The organism is Oribacterium sp. oral taxon 078 str. F0262 (genome assembly GCF_000160135.1).
In the GTDB taxonomy this organism is placed as follows: domain Bacteria; phylum Bacillota; class Clostridia; order Lachnospirales; family Lachnospiraceae; genus Oribacterium.
This window is the reverse complement of record NZ_GG729938.1, coordinates 4,414-23,372: the sequence shown is the minus strand read 5'-3', so window position 1 is coordinate 23,372 and position 18,959 is coordinate 4,414. Positions and strand designations below refer to the sequence as shown.

General features: G+C 53.0%; 15 protein-coding genes and 1 pseudogene. 9 read left to right on the top strand and 7 right to left on the bottom strand.

The genetic code is table 11. The annotated features are described in order from the left end of the window. Positions 1-76 precede the first annotated feature (76 nt). From glmS to rfbC, 5 genes are all read right to left on the bottom strand, one after another. On the bottom strand, positions 77-1,915 hold the full coding sequence (gene glmS / locus GCWU000341_RS11775; RefSeq protein ID WP_009216285.1) for a glutamine--fructose-6-phosphate transaminase (isomerizing): 1,839 nt from the start codon (positions 1,913-1,915) through the stop codon (positions 77-79). Positions 1,916-2,370: 455 nt separating this feature from the next. Then, on the bottom strand, positions 2,371-3,261 hold the full coding sequence (gene lgt, locus GCWU000341_RS11765) for a prolipoprotein diacylglyceryl transferase (protein WP_009216283.1): 891 nt from the start codon (positions 3,259-3,261) through the stop codon (positions 2,371-2,373). A gap of 128 nt (positions 3,262-3,389) precedes the next feature. Beyond that, a complete protein-coding gene (gene ligA / locus GCWU000341_RS11760; protein ID WP_009216282.1) occupies positions 3,390-5,384 on the bottom strand; it encodes an NAD-dependent DNA ligase LigA in 1,995 nt (664 codons plus the stop codon). 28 nt (positions 5,385-5,412) lie between these two features. Continuing rightward, positions 5,413-6,156, bottom strand: a complete 744-nt coding sequence (locus tag GCWU000341_RS11755; RefSeq protein ID WP_009216281.1) for a pseudouridine synthase — start codon at positions 6,154-6,156, stop codon at positions 5,413-5,415. Positions 6,157-6,181: 25 nt separating this feature from the next. Continuing rightward, entirely contained in the window at positions 6,182-6,796 is a 615-nt protein-coding gene (gene rfbC, locus GCWU000341_RS11750; protein ID WP_040654428.1) for a dTDP-4-dehydrorhamnose 3,5-epimerase, read from the bottom strand. 432 nt (positions 6,797-7,228) lie between these two features. Here rfbC and GCWU000341_RS11740 point away from each other — a divergent pair, with 432 nt between their 5' ends. The 7 genes from GCWU000341_RS11740 (at position 7,229) to GCWU000341_RS11710 (ending at position 15,399) form a co-directional block, all read left to right on the top strand. Then, entirely contained in the window at positions 7,229-8,410 is a 1,182-nt protein-coding gene (locus GCWU000341_RS11740) for a low temperature requirement protein A (protein WP_009216278.1), read from the top strand. Positions 8,411-8,475: 65 nt separating this feature from the next. Then, positions 8,476-9,885 (top strand): triphosphoribosyl-dephospho-CoA synthase CitG, encoded by a 1,410-nt coding sequence (gene citG, locus GCWU000341_RS11735; protein ID WP_009216277.1) that lies wholly within the window; start codon positions 8,476-8,478, stop codon positions 9,883-9,885. Between the two features lie 429 nt (positions 9,886-10,314). Continuing rightward, positions 10,315-11,094, top strand: coding sequence for a hypothetical protein (locus GCWU000341_RS11730; protein WP_040654394.1), 780 nt, complete (start codon positions 10,315-10,317; stop codon positions 11,092-11,094). 393 nt (positions 11,095-11,487) lie between these two features. Continuing rightward, positions 11,488-14,301 carry a glycosyl hydrolase family 28-related protein gene (locus GCWU000341_RS11725; protein ID WP_009216274.1) on the top strand — a complete coding sequence of 938 codons (2,814 nt, stop codon included), beginning with the start codon at positions 11,488-11,490 and terminating at the stop codon, positions 14,299-14,301. A gap of 261 nt (positions 14,302-14,562) precedes the next feature. After that, entirely contained in the window at positions 14,563-14,709 is a 147-nt protein-coding gene (locus tag GCWU000341_RS11720) for a hypothetical protein (RefSeq protein ID WP_242651684.1), read from the top strand. Positions 14,710-14,839: 130 nt separating this feature from the next. Continuing rightward, positions 14,840-15,115 (top strand): type II toxin-antitoxin system RelB/DinJ family antitoxin, encoded by a 276-nt coding sequence (locus GCWU000341_RS11715; protein WP_040654391.1) that lies wholly within the window; start codon positions 14,840-14,842, stop codon positions 15,113-15,115. After that, positions 15,112-15,399 (top strand): type II toxin-antitoxin system YafQ family toxin, encoded by a 288-nt coding sequence (locus GCWU000341_RS11710; protein WP_009216270.1) that lies wholly within the window; start codon positions 15,112-15,114, stop codon positions 15,397-15,399. The genes GCWU000341_RS11715 and GCWU000341_RS11710 overlap by 4 nt, the downstream gene beginning before the upstream one ends. A gap of 95 nt (positions 15,400-15,494) precedes the next feature. Here GCWU000341_RS11710 and GCWU000341_RS13290 read toward each other — a convergent pair whose 3' ends face one another. After that, positions 15,495-15,731 (bottom strand): hypothetical protein, encoded by a 237-nt coding sequence (locus tag GCWU000341_RS13290; protein WP_009216269.1) that lies wholly within the window; start codon positions 15,729-15,731, stop codon positions 15,495-15,497. A 196-nt stretch (positions 15,732-15,927) separates the two neighbouring features. Further along, positions 15,928-16,323 (bottom strand): integrase core domain-containing protein, encoded by a 396-nt coding sequence (locus GCWU000341_RS14405; RefSeq protein ID WP_009216268.1) that lies wholly within the window; start codon positions 16,321-16,323, stop codon positions 15,928-15,930. A gap of 47 nt (positions 16,324-16,370) precedes the next feature. Between GCWU000341_RS14405 and GCWU000341_RS11700 the strand changes: the two are divergent. Together GCWU000341_RS11700 and GCWU000341_RS11695 are read left to right on the top strand one after the other, a co-directional pair. Then, positions 16,371-18,082, top strand: a pseudogene (locus GCWU000341_RS11700) (IS1634 family transposase). Beyond that, a complete protein-coding gene (locus GCWU000341_RS11695) occupies positions 18,082-18,324 on the top strand; it encodes a hypothetical protein (protein WP_009216266.1) in 243 nt (80 codons plus the stop codon). The pseudogene GCWU000341_RS11700 and the gene GCWU000341_RS11695 overlap by 1 nt, the downstream one beginning before the upstream one ends. Positions 18,325-18,959: the final 635 nt, after the last annotated feature.

Sequence of the window (18,959 nt, the reverse complement as noted above, 5' to 3'; positions counted from 1 at the left end):
GCATGATTCTTTCCGATGGCTCTTTGCTTTCGCTGTTAGATTTTTACAATAAGTTCCTGTCAGGAACAGGATCTTTTCACTCCACCGTCACGGATTTCGCGAGATTCCTCGGGCGGTCCACGTCCAATCCCCGGAGCACGCTCACCCGGTAGGCAAGGAGCTGAAGCGGGATGACAGAGAGGCTCGCGGAAAAGAGCGGCTCTGTCTCCGGGAGGAGAATGCTGCCGTCTGTTCCGGAGAGAAGCTCTCTGTCCTTTCCCATAAAAAGGGCATAGAGGCAGCCTCCCCGGCTCTTCACCTCCGCCATATTGGATCGCATCTTCTCGAAAAGCTCCGGCTGACTGAGAATCCCGATTACGGGTACGCCTTCTTCAATCAGGCTGATCGCCCCGTGCTTCAGTTCTCCGGCCGCATAGGCCTCCGCGTGGATATAGCTTAACTCCTTCAGTTTGAGGGCAGCCTCCAGTCCCGCCGCGTAGTCGATCCCTCTCCCGAGGAAAAAGACGTCCCGCGCATCCCGGCAGCGCTCCGCAATCCCGGAAAGGGAATCGGAAAGTGAGAGGCAGAGGGAGATCTTCTCCGGGAGCTCCCGGAGCGCCCCTGTGAGCCGCTCCTCCTCCGCTCTCGTCAGTCTCCCCCTCGCCCTCGCAAGGGCGAGGCACAGGATATAGCCCGCCATGAGCTGTGCGCTGTAGGCCTTCGTGGTCGCGACGGAGACCTCGGGCCCGGCAAGCGTATAGAGGACATAATCCGCTTCCCTCGCGATGGAGGAGCCGGGGACATTTACGATGGCAAGCGTCGAAGCGCCCCGCAGCTTCGCTTCCCGAAGCGCGGCCAGTGTATCGGCGGTCTCCCCCGACTGGCTGATCAGGATCACCAGATCCTCCGGAGAGAGGAGCGGCTTCCGATAGCGAAACTCCGAGGCGAGCTCCGTCCGGACCAGTATCCCGGCGAGGGCCTCTATCCCGTACTGAAGCGCGGTCCCCGCGTAGAAGGCCGAGCCGCAGGCGACGATCCAGACGGAGCGAAGCTTCTGAAGAGCGGAATCGGAGATTCCGATCCCGGAAAGAGAGATCCTGCCATCCCGCAGCATAGAGCGAAGGGTCTCCTCCACCGCAGCGGGCTGCTCATGAATCTCCTTCAGCATAAAATGCGGATAGATGCCCTTCTCCGCCGCCCGGCCGTCCATCTCGATCCGGCCCATCTCCTTCTCTATCGCTCTTCCCTTTTCATCGAAGAAGCTGATGCCTCTCTCGGTGAGACGCGCGATCTCCCGGTTTCCGATATAGCAGGCCGAATCGCTGTACTTCAGAATCGCCTGAACATCGGAGGCGAGACAGCAGCCATCCTCTCCGCGCCCGATGATCATGGGACTGTCCTTCCGGACGGCCCAGATCTCATCCGTCCTCCCCTGAAAGAGGATCGCCAGGGCATAGGATCCTCTCGCCCGCTCCATGAAACGCCGGATCGCCTGCTTCGGGTCTCCCTCCGCTCTATCAAAGCAATATTCGATATAGTTTGCCGCGACCTCCGTATCCGTCTCAGAGTAAAAGCGGAAGCCCTCTCCGAGGAGCTCCTCGCGGAGCTCCCGGTCATTTTCAATGATGCCGTTGTGGACGAGCGTCACTCCCCCATGCATGGAGACATGCGGATGCGCATTCTGCTCCGAGGGGGCGCCGTGCGTCGCCCAGCGCGTGTGTCCGATGCCGCATCTCCCCGGAAGAAGCGCCCCTCCCTCCGTCTTTTTGATCAGATTCGAAAGCTTCCCTACCGCCTTGCTGATCGAAATCCCGCCGTCCTCCCGAAAAACCGCGATCCCAGCCGAGTCATAGCCCCGGTATTCCAGTCTGGAAAGCCCGTCCAAAAGGAGCGGACCCGCCTGCTTTCTCCCGACATATCCCACAATTCCGCACATAAAAAGCTCCTCTCACAGATCCAAAATCATCCCTGAGCGGGAGACAGCCCTCCGAAAGCGTCCCAAAATAAAGGGAAGTCCTCCGCCTTTTATCTTAAAAAGACAAAGGCGAGGAGACCGTCCCCGCTCTCTTTCCATGACCTGGTGAGTGAGAGAAGCTCTGTTACGGTTTTGATTCCGCTTTTTCCATTCCCTCTTTCGATTCACTACTCCGTGGCAGCATCCGCCGAATCCTTCGATCACTGCCAGCCTCGTCAACCGTCTCCGGTCCCGGCGCTATGCGGCCCGTCTCTCCTTTCCCTCAGGCCGACATTTGCAGTACTATAGCACGTATGAGAGGAAAGCGCAAATCCGCATCCTATAGTCATTCTTATGGCGGATCAAATCGCGGCGCTCCTGCACGTATGAAGGAAAAAGCGCAAATTCGCATCCCTAAAAGCGCGGAGGAGAGGCTGTCAGGAATTCCCCTCCGGCTTCCCTTCCCTTTCCTTCCTCCTTCGGAGCATAAGAATATGCGCCGCGAGAGAAAGAAGCACGAGAAAGGCGGAGAGAAGCTGAGACACGGCAAGCTTTGTCCCCCAGAGGAGAAGGGAGTCCGTCCTCAGCCCCTCGATGAAAAACCTGCCGAAGCCGTACAGGCCGAGATAGAGGAAGAAGATCTGCCCCTCAAAGAGCTTCTTTCCGGAGCGGCTCCAGAGAAGAAGAAAGAGGAAGACGGCGAAATTCCAGGCGCTCTCATAGAGAAAGGTCGGATGGACCTGAATATAGCGGACGCCGTCCACGAGGATCTCCCGATCCAGCACAGAGCGGGTCAGCATATTCTGATTTACGATATCCTCCCGGAGGCGCATCGCAAAGAACGAATCCGTATAACCCCCGAAGGCCTCCGCGTTGAAGAAATTCCCCCAGCGTCCGATCGCCTGTCCGAGGATCAGGCCGATGACGCCGCTGTCCGCCATATTCAGGAAACGGAGCTTCCGCCACCTCGTAAAGAGAAAGCAGCAGAGGATCGAGGTCAGAACGCCGCCGTAGATCGCAAGTCCCCCGTGGCGGGTCATGAGAATCTCCGCGGGATGCTTCGAATAATAGCCCCACTCAAAGATCACGTAGTAAGCCCTCGCACCGAGGATCGCAAGCACGATGGTGTAGAGCGCGAAATCCTGAATATCGTCCGCCTTCCCTCCCCTGTTCTGATAATCCCGGGAGGCGACCAGTATGCCGATCAGCATCCCGATGGCGATGATAATCCCGTAAAAGGCGATTCGAAAGCCGAAGGGCGAAATCGAATTCACCAGATGGCGGATGCCGATGCCAAGATGCGGAAAATATACGTCGTATGAATTCACTTTTGTCTTTCCTTTCCGATCCCAAAAAACCGCTTCGAAGCTTCCATGGCGGTCTATGGGGCAGTCTATGGCGGTCTTAAGCAGTCCTGAGCGGCCCTGAGCGATTTTTTAGTCCTGCCGCGGCGCTCTCAGTCTCCCTGCGCACCCTCCCGGCTCTCTCCCAGTATCTTCAGGAACTCCTCCTCCGTGACGATCGGGATGCCGAGCTCCTTGGCCTTTTTATTCTTTCCGGATTGAGAAGAGCTGTCGTTATTCACAAGATAGGAGGTCTTCTTTGAGACGGAGCCCGAGCACTTCCCCCCCGCCCGGAGGATCTCCTCCTCGAGCTCTTTCCGATTTTCAAAATGTGTGAGATTCCCCGTGATGACGATGGTCTTTCCGCGGAGCGCTCCCCCCTCTTCCTCTCTCTCCTCTTCCCTTCCGATCCGAAGCTCCGGGAGAAGCTCATGGAGCTCTGAAAGCTGCTTCTCCGAGTGGAAATAGGCATAGAGCTTCTCCGCAAGCACCTCCCCGATGCCATCCACCTCCAGGAGCTCCTCCTTTTCCGCTCCCCGGATAAGACTGAGCTCCTGGTGAAAATGCCGGCAGAGCAGACGCGCGTTGGCGAGTCCGATCCCGTCGATCCCGAGTCCGTAGATCAGATGATAGAGGAGCGTATCTCTGGATTTCTCCACCGCCTCCATCAGTCTCTCATAGGACCTCTCGCCAAAGCCCTCCATCGAGAGAATTTCCTCCCGGTGCCGTTCAAGATGGTAGAGGTCCCGGTAGCTTTTAATAAAGCCGTGCCCGATGAATTTCTCGAGCGTCATCTCGGAAAGTCCCTCGATATTCAAAGCATCCCGGCTCACAAAGAGGGAAAACTTCTTGATCCTCTTCGCCGGACAGTCCGGATTTTTGCAGTACAGAAACTTCGCACCCTTATCCTTTCTGACCTCCGTCTCCTCCCCGCAGGCAGGGCAGCGGGAGGGCGGGGAGAGCGTCCCGGATTTCGTGAAATTCTCCGAAAGCTGAGGGATAATCATATTCGCCTTATAGACAGAGACGCGGTCCCCCAGCCCGAGTGAAAGCTCCTCGCAGAAGGAGAGATTGTGGAGGCTCGCCCGGGAGACTGTCGTCCCCTCGAGCTCCACCGGATCGAAGATCGCGACCGGATTGATGAGTCCGGTCCTGGAGGGAGACCACTCCACCTCCCGGAGCACGGTCTCCGCCTCCTCATCCCTCCACTTAAAGGCAAGCGCATTCCTCGGAAACTTCGCCGTCCTGCCGAGCGATTCCCCATAGGCGATGTCATCTAAGAGAAGAACCAGACCGTCGGAGGGGAAGTCATTGTCCTTCACCCTCTCCGAAAAAGCCTTCACGGCGGCCAAAACCTCTCCTCCCCGAACCAGCCTGTACTCCACGACGGAGAAGCCCTGCTCCCGGAGGAATTCAAACTGCCTCCTCCTGCTGTTCTGAAAATCCACGGGGCTCCCGTCCCCCTCTTTTGCGGAGACCAAAGAGAAGGCGAGCAGCTTCACATGCCGCTCCTTCGTAATCCCGGGGTCCAGCTGGCGGACAGAGCCCGCGCAGAGATTCCTCGGATTCTTATAGCGGGCCTCCGCGTCCAGGATGCCGTCATTGATCCTCTCAAAGTCCGAGTAGCGGATGAGCGCCTCTCCGCGGAGCACGAGGCTCCCCGAAAAGGGGATGCGGGTCGGCACATTGTCAAAAACTCTGACATTTTGCGTGACGAGCTCCCCGATCTCTCCGTTTCCCCGGGTGACTCCCCGGACCAGCTCTCCCCCCTCGTAGTTCAGAACAATGGTGAGCCCGTCCAGCTTCCAGGAGAGAAGCCCCTCCCTGTCCCCGAGCCATTCCGCGAGTGCCTCCGGGGACTTTGTCTTATCGAGAGAGAGCATGGGGGATAAATGCCGCACCTTCGGAAGCTCCGAGAGAAGCTCGTAGCCCACCCGCTCTGTGGGAGAAGCGGAGAGCACAATCCCCGTCTCCCTCTCCAGCCCCTGGAGCTCATCGTAGAGTTTATCGTACTCGAGATTCGACATGATCTCGTCTCCGTCCTGATAATAGGCCTTTGACGCCCGGTTCAAAATCCCGATTAGTTCCTTCATTCGTTCGATCTGCATCAAAGCTTCCGCATCCTTTCCTCCGGCATCACTCCGGCCAAAGCTCCTCCGAAAGTCCGAGCTCTGAAAGCCCAATCTCCCGAAACTCACCGGGTCTGAGTCCCTCCAGTCTTAAGGAGAGGATCCGGACCCTCTTTAAGCGTTTCACCTCATAGCCAAGCGCTTCGCACATCCTCCGGATCTGCCGGTTCAGTCCCTGGCTTAATACAATATGAAACTGCCTCTGCCTTCTTCCCGGCGGAAGACGAAGATCCTGCCAGACCTCACAGGGGCGCGTCTTTTGATTGAGCTCCGAAAGCTCCACGCCGTCCGCAAGGCGGTCCAGCGCCTCCCTCGTAAGGGGCCTGTCCACGGTGACGACGTATTCCTTCTCATTCCGTCCTCCCCGGTTGATACGGTTCACAAGCTCGCCCTGATTGGTGAGGAGGATGAGTCCCTCCGAATCCTTGTCCAGCCGTCCGATCGGATAGACCCGCTCCGGATAGTTCACAAGCTCCACGATATTCTTCGCTCTGTCCTTGTCGGAGCAGCTGCACACGACTCCCCGAGGCTTATAGCAGGCGAGAAGGACTCTTCGCGGAGCCTGCGCCCGGACGGCCTTTCCCGCCTTCTTCACCAGTTTTCCGTCCAGCTCAAGGCGGTCCTTTTCCTCAACCTGCTGCCCCATTTCCGCGGTCTCCCCGTTCAGGCGGACTCTTCCCTCGGCGATCCAGCGGTCCGCCTCTCTCCTCGAGCAAAGCCCGAGCTCCGAGAGGCATTTATTGATTCTCATCCCTGCCCTCCTCTCTCCTGCTCCCTCAGGCCTTCCCGGTGAAGTGAAAGCTCTCCCGAAGGCCAAGCCATTTCTGGTCCTTCTCCGAAAGGATCAGTTTTGTCCCGTCCTTAAGGCAATAGGAGGATGCATCCGCGGAGCCGGGATACGTTCCCGTAAGCTCCGGCCAATCGATGTGAAGCTCCGGATCGTTCCAGGCGATCCCGCCCTCATCCCCCGGGCGGTAAAAGTCCGTCACCTTATAGCAAAACTCCGCCTCCTCGGAGAGAACCAGGAAGCCGTGCGCAAAGCCCTCGGAGATGTAGAACTGCCGGTGATTCTCCGCTGTGAGCTCCACGCCGAAGTGCTCCCCATAGCTCTCACTCCCCTCCCGGAGATCCACCGCGACATCATAGACCCTGCCGCGTATCACGCGGACCAGCTTCCCCTGCGGATACTGCTTCTGAAAATGCAGGCCACGCAGCACGCCCCGCACGGACATACTCTGATTGTCCTGCACAAAGCGCATATTGAGCCCGGCCTCCTCCATATCCCTCTGATTATAGGTCTCCATAAAATAGCCGCGGCTGTCACCGTGCACCGCGGGCTCTATGATATAGAGGCCTCTGATCGGCGCTTCCGTCACCTTGATCTGTCCCATATCCTCTTCCCCCTTCCCAGCTTTCATATTCCGCTCTGCTCAAGGGCATATAAATTCCCCTCCCGCAGATTGTCTGTCCGCCTCTTCAGCGTTTGGCCTCTCACCTTTTCCATCGCTTATGCGCCGGACCATGCCAGGCATAAACAAGAAAATGCGGCAGCGCTGCGGCTCTATCCCTTTATCCCGTCAAATATCCGGATACTCGTGCAAGATTGTATCCCATATCGGACAAAATTTCCAGTCCGCTTCCATTAAGCGAAGAAGGAAGCAGACGGCTTTCAAAGCTTTCAAAATAGGAAAGAGCGCTGCAGGCGGAGATCCGTTCAGACAGGAAAAGTGCTGGCTTATCGCCCGCACTTTCGTTATACTGAAGCCATTGCGTCATTCCGGTATCAAAGCGCGTCTCCAGGATGCGGCGGCAAAGGGGAAAATATGGAAAAGCAGAAGGAAAACGAACCTCAGGACCTGCCCGGCGAAAAGGGCGAAAAGAAGGTGGAATACATCGAGCTTTTTTTCGATCTCATTTTCGTCTTCACTCTTCGGACGATCAACGCGCTCTTTCACGACTTTGAGACTGAATTTCCGCCTCTTCCCACTCTTTTCTCCTTCTTCTTTCTGATGCTTGTCGCATTGCAGGTTTGGTACTTTGCGACCATGTATTTCAATCGCTACGGGAGAAAGTCTCTCCGGGATTATCTCATGATCCTGGCCAGCATGTTTTTCCTGTACTATATGTCCTTTGGCGCCAAGCTGGACTGGCAGAAGCACTATCTCCCCTATTGCATCGCCTGGGCTTTAATCCTCCTGAATCTCGCCTACCGAAACTGGGACAAGAGAAAGAGAGGGCCTAAGCTGGATGAGCTGGATCGGAAAATTCTGGGCAATAACGTTTTTATCGAAACCGCCGAGGCGGGAATCATTCTCCTCTCGATCCCGGTCCAGGCATTCTTCGGCCCCATCCTGGCCCCTGCCGCGCTTCTCTTTGGCTATACAGCAAGGGCCTTTGAGTACCGCTATTATAAAAGGCGCACCGTCGATTTCCCGCATCTTTCGGAGCGGGTGCTCCTGCTCGTGATCCTGACCTTCGGAGAAATGATCATCGGCATCTCGGAATTTTTCCACGGCGGCTCAAATATCCTCCTGAATCTCTTCGCCTTTCTGACCGTGGTCGGCATGTTTTTGCAGTACGGTTTCTACTTCGACAATATCCTGGAGCATCATAAAAGGACGAGCGGACTCGGCTTTCTCTCCCTCCACGTCTTCCTGATCTGCTCCATCAATTCCGTGACCATCGCCCTGGAATTCTTTTCGCGGGAGGGAATGGCGCAGTTCCCGAGGCTCCTCTTCCTGCTCATAAGCATGATATCCTATTACATCCTTCTGGTCGGTGTGGACCGCTACGCCAAGGACTGCTTCCGGAGCATGGGGCGTCTCCTCCTCTGCACCGGCACTCTCATCCTCCTCTATGTCCCGGCGGTCCTGCTCCTCGGCCGTTCCCCCTTCTCCGCGATCACCATCACTATGCTCTATGTCTTTGCAAATTTCACGGGCATCCTGATCCTCTACCGGAAGAAGACGGGGCGGAAGCTTGAGCTCGGAGGCTACCTGGAGTAAGCAAGGGACCGCGGCTCACAGCTTTTCCGGAGAATTAAAGGCATTCGCTTAAGCCGGAGGAAAAAATGCGGAAGAACTACCACGAAGTTTCACTGCCCGAGATCCTGGATGCCAGAGAAAAACGGGCTCTTCGGCAAAGAGAACTGCTTCTTCAATACCAAAAGCCTCTGCTCTGCTTTACGATGAATATTGCGGGGTCCATGAAAAACTCCCCTCTGATCCGAAAGGGCTTTCTATATGGCCTGGAGGACCTCGCCCTCCAGCTCCAAAGAGAGAGGGCCGAGATCCTGTACCGGGAAATATGGGATGAAGCGACAGGAAACGAGGCCTTCCTCATAATCAATACTTCTCCCGCCACAATCAAAACGCTGGCCTGCGAGCTGGAGGATGCCGATCCTCTGGGACGGCTCTATGACATGGACGTCCTCCTGCCTGCGAAGGACATCCCCTCCGGCTTTCGCAAGATGGAGCGAGAGGAGCTGGGGTTTTCCGGAAGGCAATGCCTTCTGTGCAAAAGGCCCGCAAAGGAATGCGCTTCCAGAAGAATCCATCCCCTGAGCGAGCTCGTCGCCAGGACCGATGAGATCCTGAAAAGCGCCGTACGGGAGCGCACGGCCTGCCGGATCGCAGAGCTTGCCACAAGATCCCTTCTCTATGAGGTGGCCATAACTCCAAAGCCCGGCCTTGTGGACAGGGCGAATAATGGCAGCCACAGGGATATGGATTTTTATTCCTTTTTAAACAGTGCCGCCGCTTTGCAGTCGTATTTTAAAAAGTGCGCTGACTTTGGCATTTTGGAGGCGGAAAAGGCGGAAAGAGAAGGAAGGGAAGATCTGCCGGGGCTCTTCCGTTCTCTCCGCCTGCCCGGAAAGCTTGCGGAAAACCAGATGCTCCGCGCAACGGGCGGCGTCAATACCCATAAGGGGGCGATCTTCTCCTTGGGGATCCTCTGCGCCGCTGCCGCAAGTCTTCCACCGGCTCGCTGGAATGAAAGTGAAACCATCCTTTCCATCTGCGCCAGGATGACAAAAGGAATTGTGGCCGGGGATTACCGGAATCTGACCGTCAATACCGCAAAGACCAAAGGGCAGAAGCTCTACCTGGAGTATGGCATCACAGGAGTCCGCGGGCAGATGGAGGAAGGTCTCCCTGCGGTATCCGCTTATGGCCTTCCGCTGCTGGAAAAGCTCCTGGCCGAGGGCAGAAGTACGGATGAGACAGGCGCGGCGGTCCTTCTCGCCATCCTGTCCCATATGACGGACACCAATCTCATCGCAAGAAGCGATGTGCCGACTCAGAAGGAAGCCTCCCGCCGGGCCGGGGAGCTGCTGGAGCACTGCCCCTGTCCCGGAAGAGAAGAGCTGGAGGAGCTGGATCGGGAATTCATCCAAAAAAATCTCTCTCCCGGCGGCAGTGCGGATCTCCTCGCGCTGTGCTGGATGCTGCATTTTCTCAAAACGGACCGCTCTTCCTGAGCGCTCAGTGAGGCAGGGCGCTCCATCCTTGCTCCCGCTTTTCCGGCAAAAAACGAGCGCATGCATTCGACGGGCAGCTCCAGGAGAATCCTCGCTGCTTCTATTTGCCGAAAACTGCAAATATGCGCTTATGCGCCTGGGCAATGCCGCCAGGATCCTCCAAAAAGACGCTCGAAAGTCAGTGCCGGCAAGCTCATCCCTCAGCAGGGCTTCGATCGTTCTCCCTTCGGCCCTGCCCTTATCGCTGCGGACAGATGTGATTTCTAGCTGATTTTTTGTAATAATTTTCTCTTCGAGCAGTGCATAAGTGAAAAAATAGTAAAGATTTACAGTATTCTATCCTGCGATAGTATTTGTATTTACCCACACCGTAGGGTAAACTGATGCTGAAAATAGTTTCTGAAGGAAACAGAAGAAAGGAGGAAAGCAATGAGATCTTCGATGGATGCCGCTGATACAGAGAGGCTTCATCCAGCACGGGATACGGAGCTTAGCGCAAGCCCTCCTCTCACGAAGGAAGCCGGGCATACGGATGCAGGGCTGCAAAGGCAGAATTTCGCCTTCACAGTAAGTCTGATCCTGCTCAAGGGAGCCGGACATACGGATGCGGAAGCGCAAAGACAGTATCCCGCCTTCCTGGTAAGTCCGGGCCGGATCGAGGGAGAGGGAAGAGAAAAAGCGGGGCAAACGACTGCCGAGGCCATGAGCGCGGAAGCCACGACTGCTGAGCCCATGGCCGTTGAGCCCATGAGCGCGGAAGCCATAAGCGCCGAACCCACGACCGCTGCACTCGCAGCTGCCGAGTCCATGGCCGCTGAGCCCGTGAGTACAGAAGCCATAAGCGCCGAACCCACGACCGCTGCACTCGCAGCTGCCGAATCCATGAACGCTGAGCCCGTGAGCACAGAAGCCGTAAGCGCTGCGTTAGCGACTGCCGGGACCATGGCCGCTGAGCCCATGAGCACAAAAGCCATGGCTGCTGAAGTCATGCGTACGGAAACCATGAGCGCTGCGCTCACAACTGCCGGGACCATAGCCGCTGAGGGATGGAAAGGTGCAGGGCTTCTCCCGATTATGCCGGAGAAGCTTCTTCCGATTATGCCGGAGGAATTTCTTCCGATTATGCCGCTCAGTCTTCTTCCGAATGTACCGGCAAGGGAGGGGCAGAAGGCTGTCCAAATCATTCGCTGCCGAGGCCATCCGCTGTAATATAAGCTGATTTTCCCTGCCGCGCAGCCGATCAAGGCTTTCCGTATCTCTCTCCATTCCAGGGAGAGCGGAGGAATCGCTCCGCAGACGGCATGGAATATCACAGAAGGTTTCAGAATCTACCCGGACATTGACCGTCAGAGGATCTCTGCCTCTGTCTGGCAGCCGGTGCATATCGTACAGTGCACATGCCCTGTCCTTCAAGACGAGCAAAACAGCAAAGCACCCACTTAGAGACAGCGGCAGCGAGAAGCTTCCGCGGGATTACGAAAAGGGATTCGGGAACTAAGAGGAGCGCGGGTCACACAGCGATCCTCCACACTCGTGCAGGAAGCTGTTTGGCCCAGGTATTGTCATACATTTATCAATATCCAACGAAGGGGATGAAAAGGAATGAATTCAAAAAAGAAATGGCCTCTGTACTTTATGCCGATGCTGCTCTGCTTCCTCTGTATTCTTTCACAGAGGGTATCAGCGTCCACAGGTGTCTATGTACCTGACCCTGTGACCAGCTTCGTGGCAAATGTTCGGGACTCGGCCTATGGCGCGGTGGGAGACGGCGTGAGTGATGATACTGCCGCGATACAAAAGGCCATCGATGCCGTTTCTGAGGCGGGCGGCGGGATCGTAGACATTCCGGCGGGCACCTACCGGATCAACACTCTGTACCAGACGGGAAAGAGCTATGAGAAAGCGGGGCTTGTGCTGAAAAGCAACATCATCGTTCGCATCGATGACAGCGCCGTACTTGAGGCGATTCCGAACGGGGAGAGGTCCTATCAGATGTTCAGTATCACGCATGTCGATAATGTCCATATCATCGGCGGCACACTGATCGGTGATCGCGATCATCATACCTCGAGTATCGGAGAGACCGGATATGGCGTTCGCATCACCGATGCCACGAATGTGGTCATTGAGAATCTGCATGCCGGTGAATTCTGGGGAGACGGTCTGTTTCTGGGAGAGGACAGCAAAAATATCACCATCTACAATGTTGTCTGCGACCATAACCGCCGTCAGGGAATGTCGATTGTCGGCGGTCAGAATGTCAAAATTCTGAACTCGAAATTCAACCACTCCGACGGTACGCCCCCGAAATCAGGAATTGACATCGAACCCGAGGGGGACCTTCCGGTCGTCAAGGATGTGGAAATACGAAACTGTGAATTCTCCGGAAACAGTACCGGCTTTGTGGTTGGCAATCACTATTCAAACAGTGTCGCGGCGAATATCACCTTTGCCGATAATATCGTCCGTGATAACCGGACCGGAATCAATCTGGTAGGTCTGCAGGGCGGTAAGATCATCGGCAATACGGTCTATCATGATCAGAGTACGGAAAATGATACGCATTGGGGGATCCGGCTTCGCAACTCCGGGGTTCACGCGACGAGCAATGTGACAGTCAGCGGCAATACCATCTACGGTGCCAATATCATTGACAGCACCGGAGAAAGCAATACGATTCAAGACAATATTTTCAAAGCTGCTGTCTACATCCGCGGCATCGCCCATGCCGGGAAGACGCTGAACGCCAAGGTATACGACGGCGATTATGGAGATCTTCATGTCCATAATGTCGTACTGGTCCCGGCCTCAGCGATCTCTTCCTATCAGTGGTATGCCGATGGAACGGCCATCAGCGGTGCGACACAGTCCAGCTATGTCCCGACGGCATCCGATTCCGGAAAAAGGCTTACCGTGCAGGTGCAGTATACGGATAAAGCCGGAAATGCGGAGGATGCCGTCAGTCCTCCCACCCTGCCGGTAGACTATGCAAATCAAGCGCCGACAGACATCACGCTCAACCCTCTCTTCATCTACAGCAATCAATATCTGGCAGAAGTGGGGCTCCTGAGCACGACAGACCCGGACGCCGGAGATGTGCATACCTATACGGTCGACGATGATCGCTTTGAGATAATATATGATAATCTGCTTCGTTTGAAAGGAGACAACTATATTCCCTTTGGATCTGTGTCTACGATAACCCTCCATGTAACGGCAACCGATGCGCTCGGCGCTTCTCTGACAAAAGCTTTTACCATAGAGGTGGCAAGGCCCAAGAACCAGCCTCCGAAAAAGGTCACGCTTTCCAACAATACTGTCGCGGCAGGCAAGGCGGGAGAAATCGTAGGGCAGCTTACGACGACAGATCCCGATGTAGGCGATACACACAGCTACACCGTGAGTGATTCGCGCTTTGAGGCCAACTCTGACGGCGTGCTGAAGCTGAAGGAGGGAGTGCGTGTGGAGGACGCTGTAGGATCGAGCATTCCTCTCCGGATCGCAGCGAAGGATTCCGGAGGCTTGATCTACACCGCAAGCTTTACCCTTCAGGTAACGGAAGGATCGGCGGACAACGGCAATGCCAATAACGGCAATGCCAATAACGGCAACGCCAATAACGGCAATGCCAATAGCGGCAACATCAACAACGGCAACGCCAACAACGGCAACGCCAATAACGGCAACGCCAACAACGGCAACGCCAATAACGGCAACGCCAATAACGGCAACGCCAACAACGGCAACGCCAATAACGGCAATGCCAATAACGGCAACATCAACAACGGCAATGCCAATAACGGCAACATCAACAACGGCAATGCCAACAACAGCAACACCGGAACGGCAACGCCCTCCGATCTGAACCCGGACAATCAGGGCCAGTCTCGAAATTCCGGCGGAGGCAGCTCAGGATCTTCTTTCCGCGGCCGCAGAAGCCTTGATTTCGGGAATATCTCTGTCAATCCGTATTCCTATATCCAGACCAACGGAAGAATCCATGATCATGGCAGCTGGAAGCAGGAAGGAACGGTGTGGAAGCTGGATGTCGACGGAGCAACGGCAACGTCCGCATGGGCATATCTCTCAGGAAACTGGTATCTCTTCAACGAGAAGGGAGAGATGATGACAGGCTGGGCGAATGTCGACGGAAGCTGGTATTTTATGGACGGCTCCGGCTCCATGCGCGATGGCTGGGTGCAAGACGGAAAGGGAGAATGGTACTATCTAAATCCCGTCTCCGACGGCACAAGAGGCGCCATGCGCATCGGATGGCAGCTGATCAGCAGCAAGTGGTATTACTTCCATACGGTTTCTGACGGAAGCCAGGGAAGGATGCTGAAGAGTCAGAGATCACCGGATGGTTATCTCCTGAAGGAGGATGGAAGCTGGGATCAAGGTGCCGCAAGGCAATAGAATCCCTCAATGCTAAACGGTGAAGGAAGAGTTCAGGCCCTGCTTCCCGGATAGACTTGAAAATCTTTCGTTCTGTCAAAGGGAAGAGGAGCAGAGCTTCTTCACGGCGAGGATGAGATGGACTGAAAGGTCTGTCTCATCCTTTGTTATATGGAAGGACCGGAATGAAGCTATAATGGTTCCGTAAATTAAGACACTTCTTAAGACGGTTTTTAATGAATCTGATATGCTTGAAACATACCACACATGGAGGATTCATTTATGTCCCGTACAAGAAGAAACTTTTCAGCAAAGTTCAAGTCCGACCTCATTCTCGAAGTCCTGAAGGGTGAGAAAGAACTGAATGTCATCGCCACTGAGAACGGCATCCAGCGAATCTTCTCAGAAACTGGAAGAAGGAGTTCTTAGAGAAGGATTCCGTGGTCTTCGATGATTCCCGTGAGGAAAACATCAAGGAGAAGCTTCCGTCTGATATATTGATATTGCAATGCAAAGTGCGTATAATACAAGTGCATTAGCAATGAAAGGAGTTGACGATATGGCTACCACTACGAATTTCAGCGTCCGTATGGACAGCGACATTAAAAAGCAGTGCGAAACGCTTTACGGTGAGTTGGGCATGAACCTGACAACCGCAATCAATGTGTTTCTTCGTCAGTCGCTCCGTGTAGGCGGTTTTCCTTTTGATGTTCGCATGGAACAACCGAACAAGGAGACGATGGCTGCAATGCTGGAAGCAGAACGCATTGCCCGTGATCCGTCTGTAAAACGCTACTCTGATGTAGAAGAAGCATTGAGGGCGTTAAAGGAATGAGCAAGAATTTAGACATCGTTTGGACAAATCAGTTCAAGAAAGACTACAAGCTGGCGATGAAACGCCATCTGGATATTGACCTTCTCGATGACATCATCCGTAAGCTGGCAAGCGGCGAACAGCTTCCAGACAAGAACAAAGACCATGCTCTAACCGGGAATTGGGTGGGACATCGTGAGTGTCACATTCAGCCGGATTGGTTACTGGTCTATTGGATTGAAAATGATCTGCTCGTGCTGACTCTTTCCAGAACCGGCACACATAGCGATCTGTTCGGGAAATAAGAAAATGCACTTGGTTTTATTCCGAGTGCATTTTCCTTTCCCATAGAAACGCAAAAAGTACCTGCTATTTTCCAAATAAAAACGGCAAGTGCCTGTTAAAGTTCCATATCCTGTTGTTTCTGTTTCGGTGCTTTCTGCACCTGTTTCTGTTTAGTCTGTTCCCGTTCATACTTGATTTTTTCAGTCGGGGAGTGCTTCGGCTCAAGCTGTTTCTCAACCGTCTGTTCCGGCAATAGAACCTTACCGACCCAGTAGCGAATATCTTTCATCGGCTGCAATTTCTCATTGACTGCGGCAAGCTGTTCTTTCAGATCAGTATGGGAAATCTTCAAATGGTCCTATGTCAAGAAAAAGTACAAGCTAAAAATAACCTTTTTCGTTGATACTCCGCTGTTTATCCTACCGCCCTTCATGACAGTCACAGATCAGACTGTCATTCCGGTTGGTGTATGAGTACAATAATTCCCGCTAAACAGCATTAACAGTTTCAGATGCTCTGTATCAGTGACTTACACACCGGATTATCTCTCAGCTTACGAGCTTGAGAGACTCCTCCAGTTTCTCCAGGTATTGCGCCTCATACTGATCCGGTGAGCAGTAATCACAATGACTATGGATCCTCACTGTATTATAGAAAGTTTCAATATACTCAAATACAAGACGATAAGCATGTTGATAATCAAGTATCGCAAATCGATTGATCCATTCTCTTTTAATGAGTGCATGGAACGATTCGATGCATGCATTATCCCAGGGATATCCTTTTTGGGAATAACTATTAATAAAGCTTGCAGTTGCATCTTTGAAAGCATCCGAGACATACTTGTGGATTTCCCGATAATTAACTCTCGACCAAATTAAAAATGCAGTCGATAACGAGTTTTTGTTGAAAATACATGCTTTTCCGTTGCATTCCGACCTCAAAGTGGTAGAATCATAGAGAGTTAATTAACTCTCTATGGGAGGTGGAAATGTACCAGAAATACACGGTAAAAATTCCTGAGATTGAGACTGGAATCACGAAGAAAACGATCAAGGGAACGACTTATGTTTACTATACATATGGTCGTACACCTACATCTCAGAGAAGAAGTATAGCCAGGGAAAGGATACTTCTATAGGGAAGGTTGATCCTGGTGATAATACCATGATGTATCCGAACGCTAACTTCCTTCGATTCTTTCCAGATTCTCTCCCGGAAGAAGATAAGCCGCCGGAAAGAAGCGGATGTCTCAGGATCGGAACATTCGTTGTTGTCCGTAAGATCCCGCAGGAATACAAACTTGATCAGACAATCGACGCACTGATTGGCAAAGACAGCGGTCTGTTCCTGGACCTTGCAGCTTATACACTTGTGACGGAAGGAAATGTCGCCCAGTACTATCCGGAATACGCATTCAATCACCCGCTCTTTACCGAAGGGATGCATGTTTACAGTGATTCCAAGGTCTGCGATTTCCTGAAGGGAATCACGCCTGACCAGATCATCGTTTTCCAGAATACATGGAATGAGAAACTGGATCATCGCGAGAAGATCTATATTTCTTATGATTCCACGAATAAGAACTGCCAGGCAGGCAACCTGGAATGCGTAGAATTCGGCCATCCGAAACAGGACAACGGAAAGCCGGTGTTCAACTATTCCGTTGCTTATAACAACACCAATACGGTACCTCTCTTTTATGAAGAGTATCCAGGCAGCATCACGGATGTATCGCAACTGCAGATCATGCTGGAGAAGGCTAAAGGCTATGGCTATCATGAGGTCGGATTCATTCTCGACCGGGGATACTTTAGCAGAGAGAACATTCGGTACATGGACAAGAATGGCTTCGATTTCATCATCATGATGAAAGGAATGAAGTCTCTGGTCCATGAAATCGTAACCGCGAACAAGGGCAGGTTTGAGGATGACTATTCGAAAAACATCCGCGGCTATAAAGTTTACGGAATGACGGTTCATCAAAAGCTGTTCCCGTCAGATGAGAAGGACAGATATTTCCACATTTATTATAGTGACAGCAAGAAAGCGTCTGAGAAGGGCGAACTGACGGGGAAGATCGCCAGGCTGGCTAAATACTTCAAGAAACATCAGAATCAGGCGGTTCATTTTGACCGGGCTCTGGAACACTATTTCGACCTGATCTACTGGCACGAAGGCCAGAAGGACGAGAAGTTCCTGTATGCCAGAGAGAAAACGGATGTGATCAACAAGGAGATCAGCTTCTGTGGATACTTCGTTATTATCACCTCGGCTGGAATGACCGCTTCGAAAGCCTTGGAGCTCTACAAGAGCCGTGACGTCTCAGAGAAACTGTTCCGGGCAGACAAGTCCTTTATTGGCAACAGGACGATGCGGGCACATATGAATGAAACGGAGGATGCCCGGATCTTTGTTGAGTTCGTGGCGCTGATTGTCAGAAACCGCATCTATCATCAGCTGATCGAGCAGGAGAAAAAGAACGATAAGAAGGAAAACTACATGACAGTAGCTGCCGCGATCCGGGAACTGGAGAAGATCGAGATCATCCAGCAGTCAGATCACAGATACCGGATGAACTATGCAGTTACGGCGACTCAGAAAGAGAGCCTGAAAGCATTTGGAATCAGTGAGGTAGACATCAAAAAGTGGGCTAATGAGATCAGCGATAAACTGTCTGAGAAGATGAAGGAGGCAGTGTGATGGCAAGGACGAGGCGTTCTCTTGATGAACGGATTGAGGAACAGGAGCAGGTCGTCAGTAAGGCCAAGGAACACTATGAAGCTGAGGTCAGCAAACTGGAGCAGATGATGAATAAACGGGACGAGCTTCAGAAGAAGGAACTCATGAAGGCTATTGAGGACAGCAACAGAAGCTTCGAGGAGATCATGCAGTTCCTTCAGGGGGACACCTCCGCGGGGGATTCTGAGGACGTCGAGAGTTAATTCTTAGGAAAATCACATTTACGAGGGAGCCAGAGATATAGCTTGAACATCAGTACCCCAGGGTATCAACACTCTCATAACTATGGATATCAGTTCATTATAAAAATCTCGGATTTTTGTCTTGAAAACTGACCCATTATACTCGGGAAGGTTCTAATTTGGCGATACTTCTTCAGCTATTATACTGAAACGGCTGAGGTGTCTGCCGGCTAACTACCAGGGATCCGATGGTTGAAATTGAATTTGCGAAAAAATCTTGACACTATCGAATATGTCTCCTTTGCGATATCATATGCTTCACATACAAGCAGAAATAGCACTAGAGTCAAAAAGACCGTAACAACTAAGCTACGGTCTCATTTTTTTGTATTTTCTTGTAAAGCCACTTTGAACAATTATTGAGATTATTCTTTTTGAAAACTTTACCCAATTTTGTCCCAGTTGCTCATTTTCATAGGCTAAAAGCCTTTATTTTAAGCCATTTCTATGATTCTTCGCTCTACTCCAGCTCGGGTGTGGATAGCTTGAACCCTGGATTCCCGCAACACATAACTATGTAGATTAAGAGTTACTTCATCTCCGGTGCCGCCAGCAGCGGCTTCACGCCGAGATCGCGATAGATTTGTTCCTGCTTC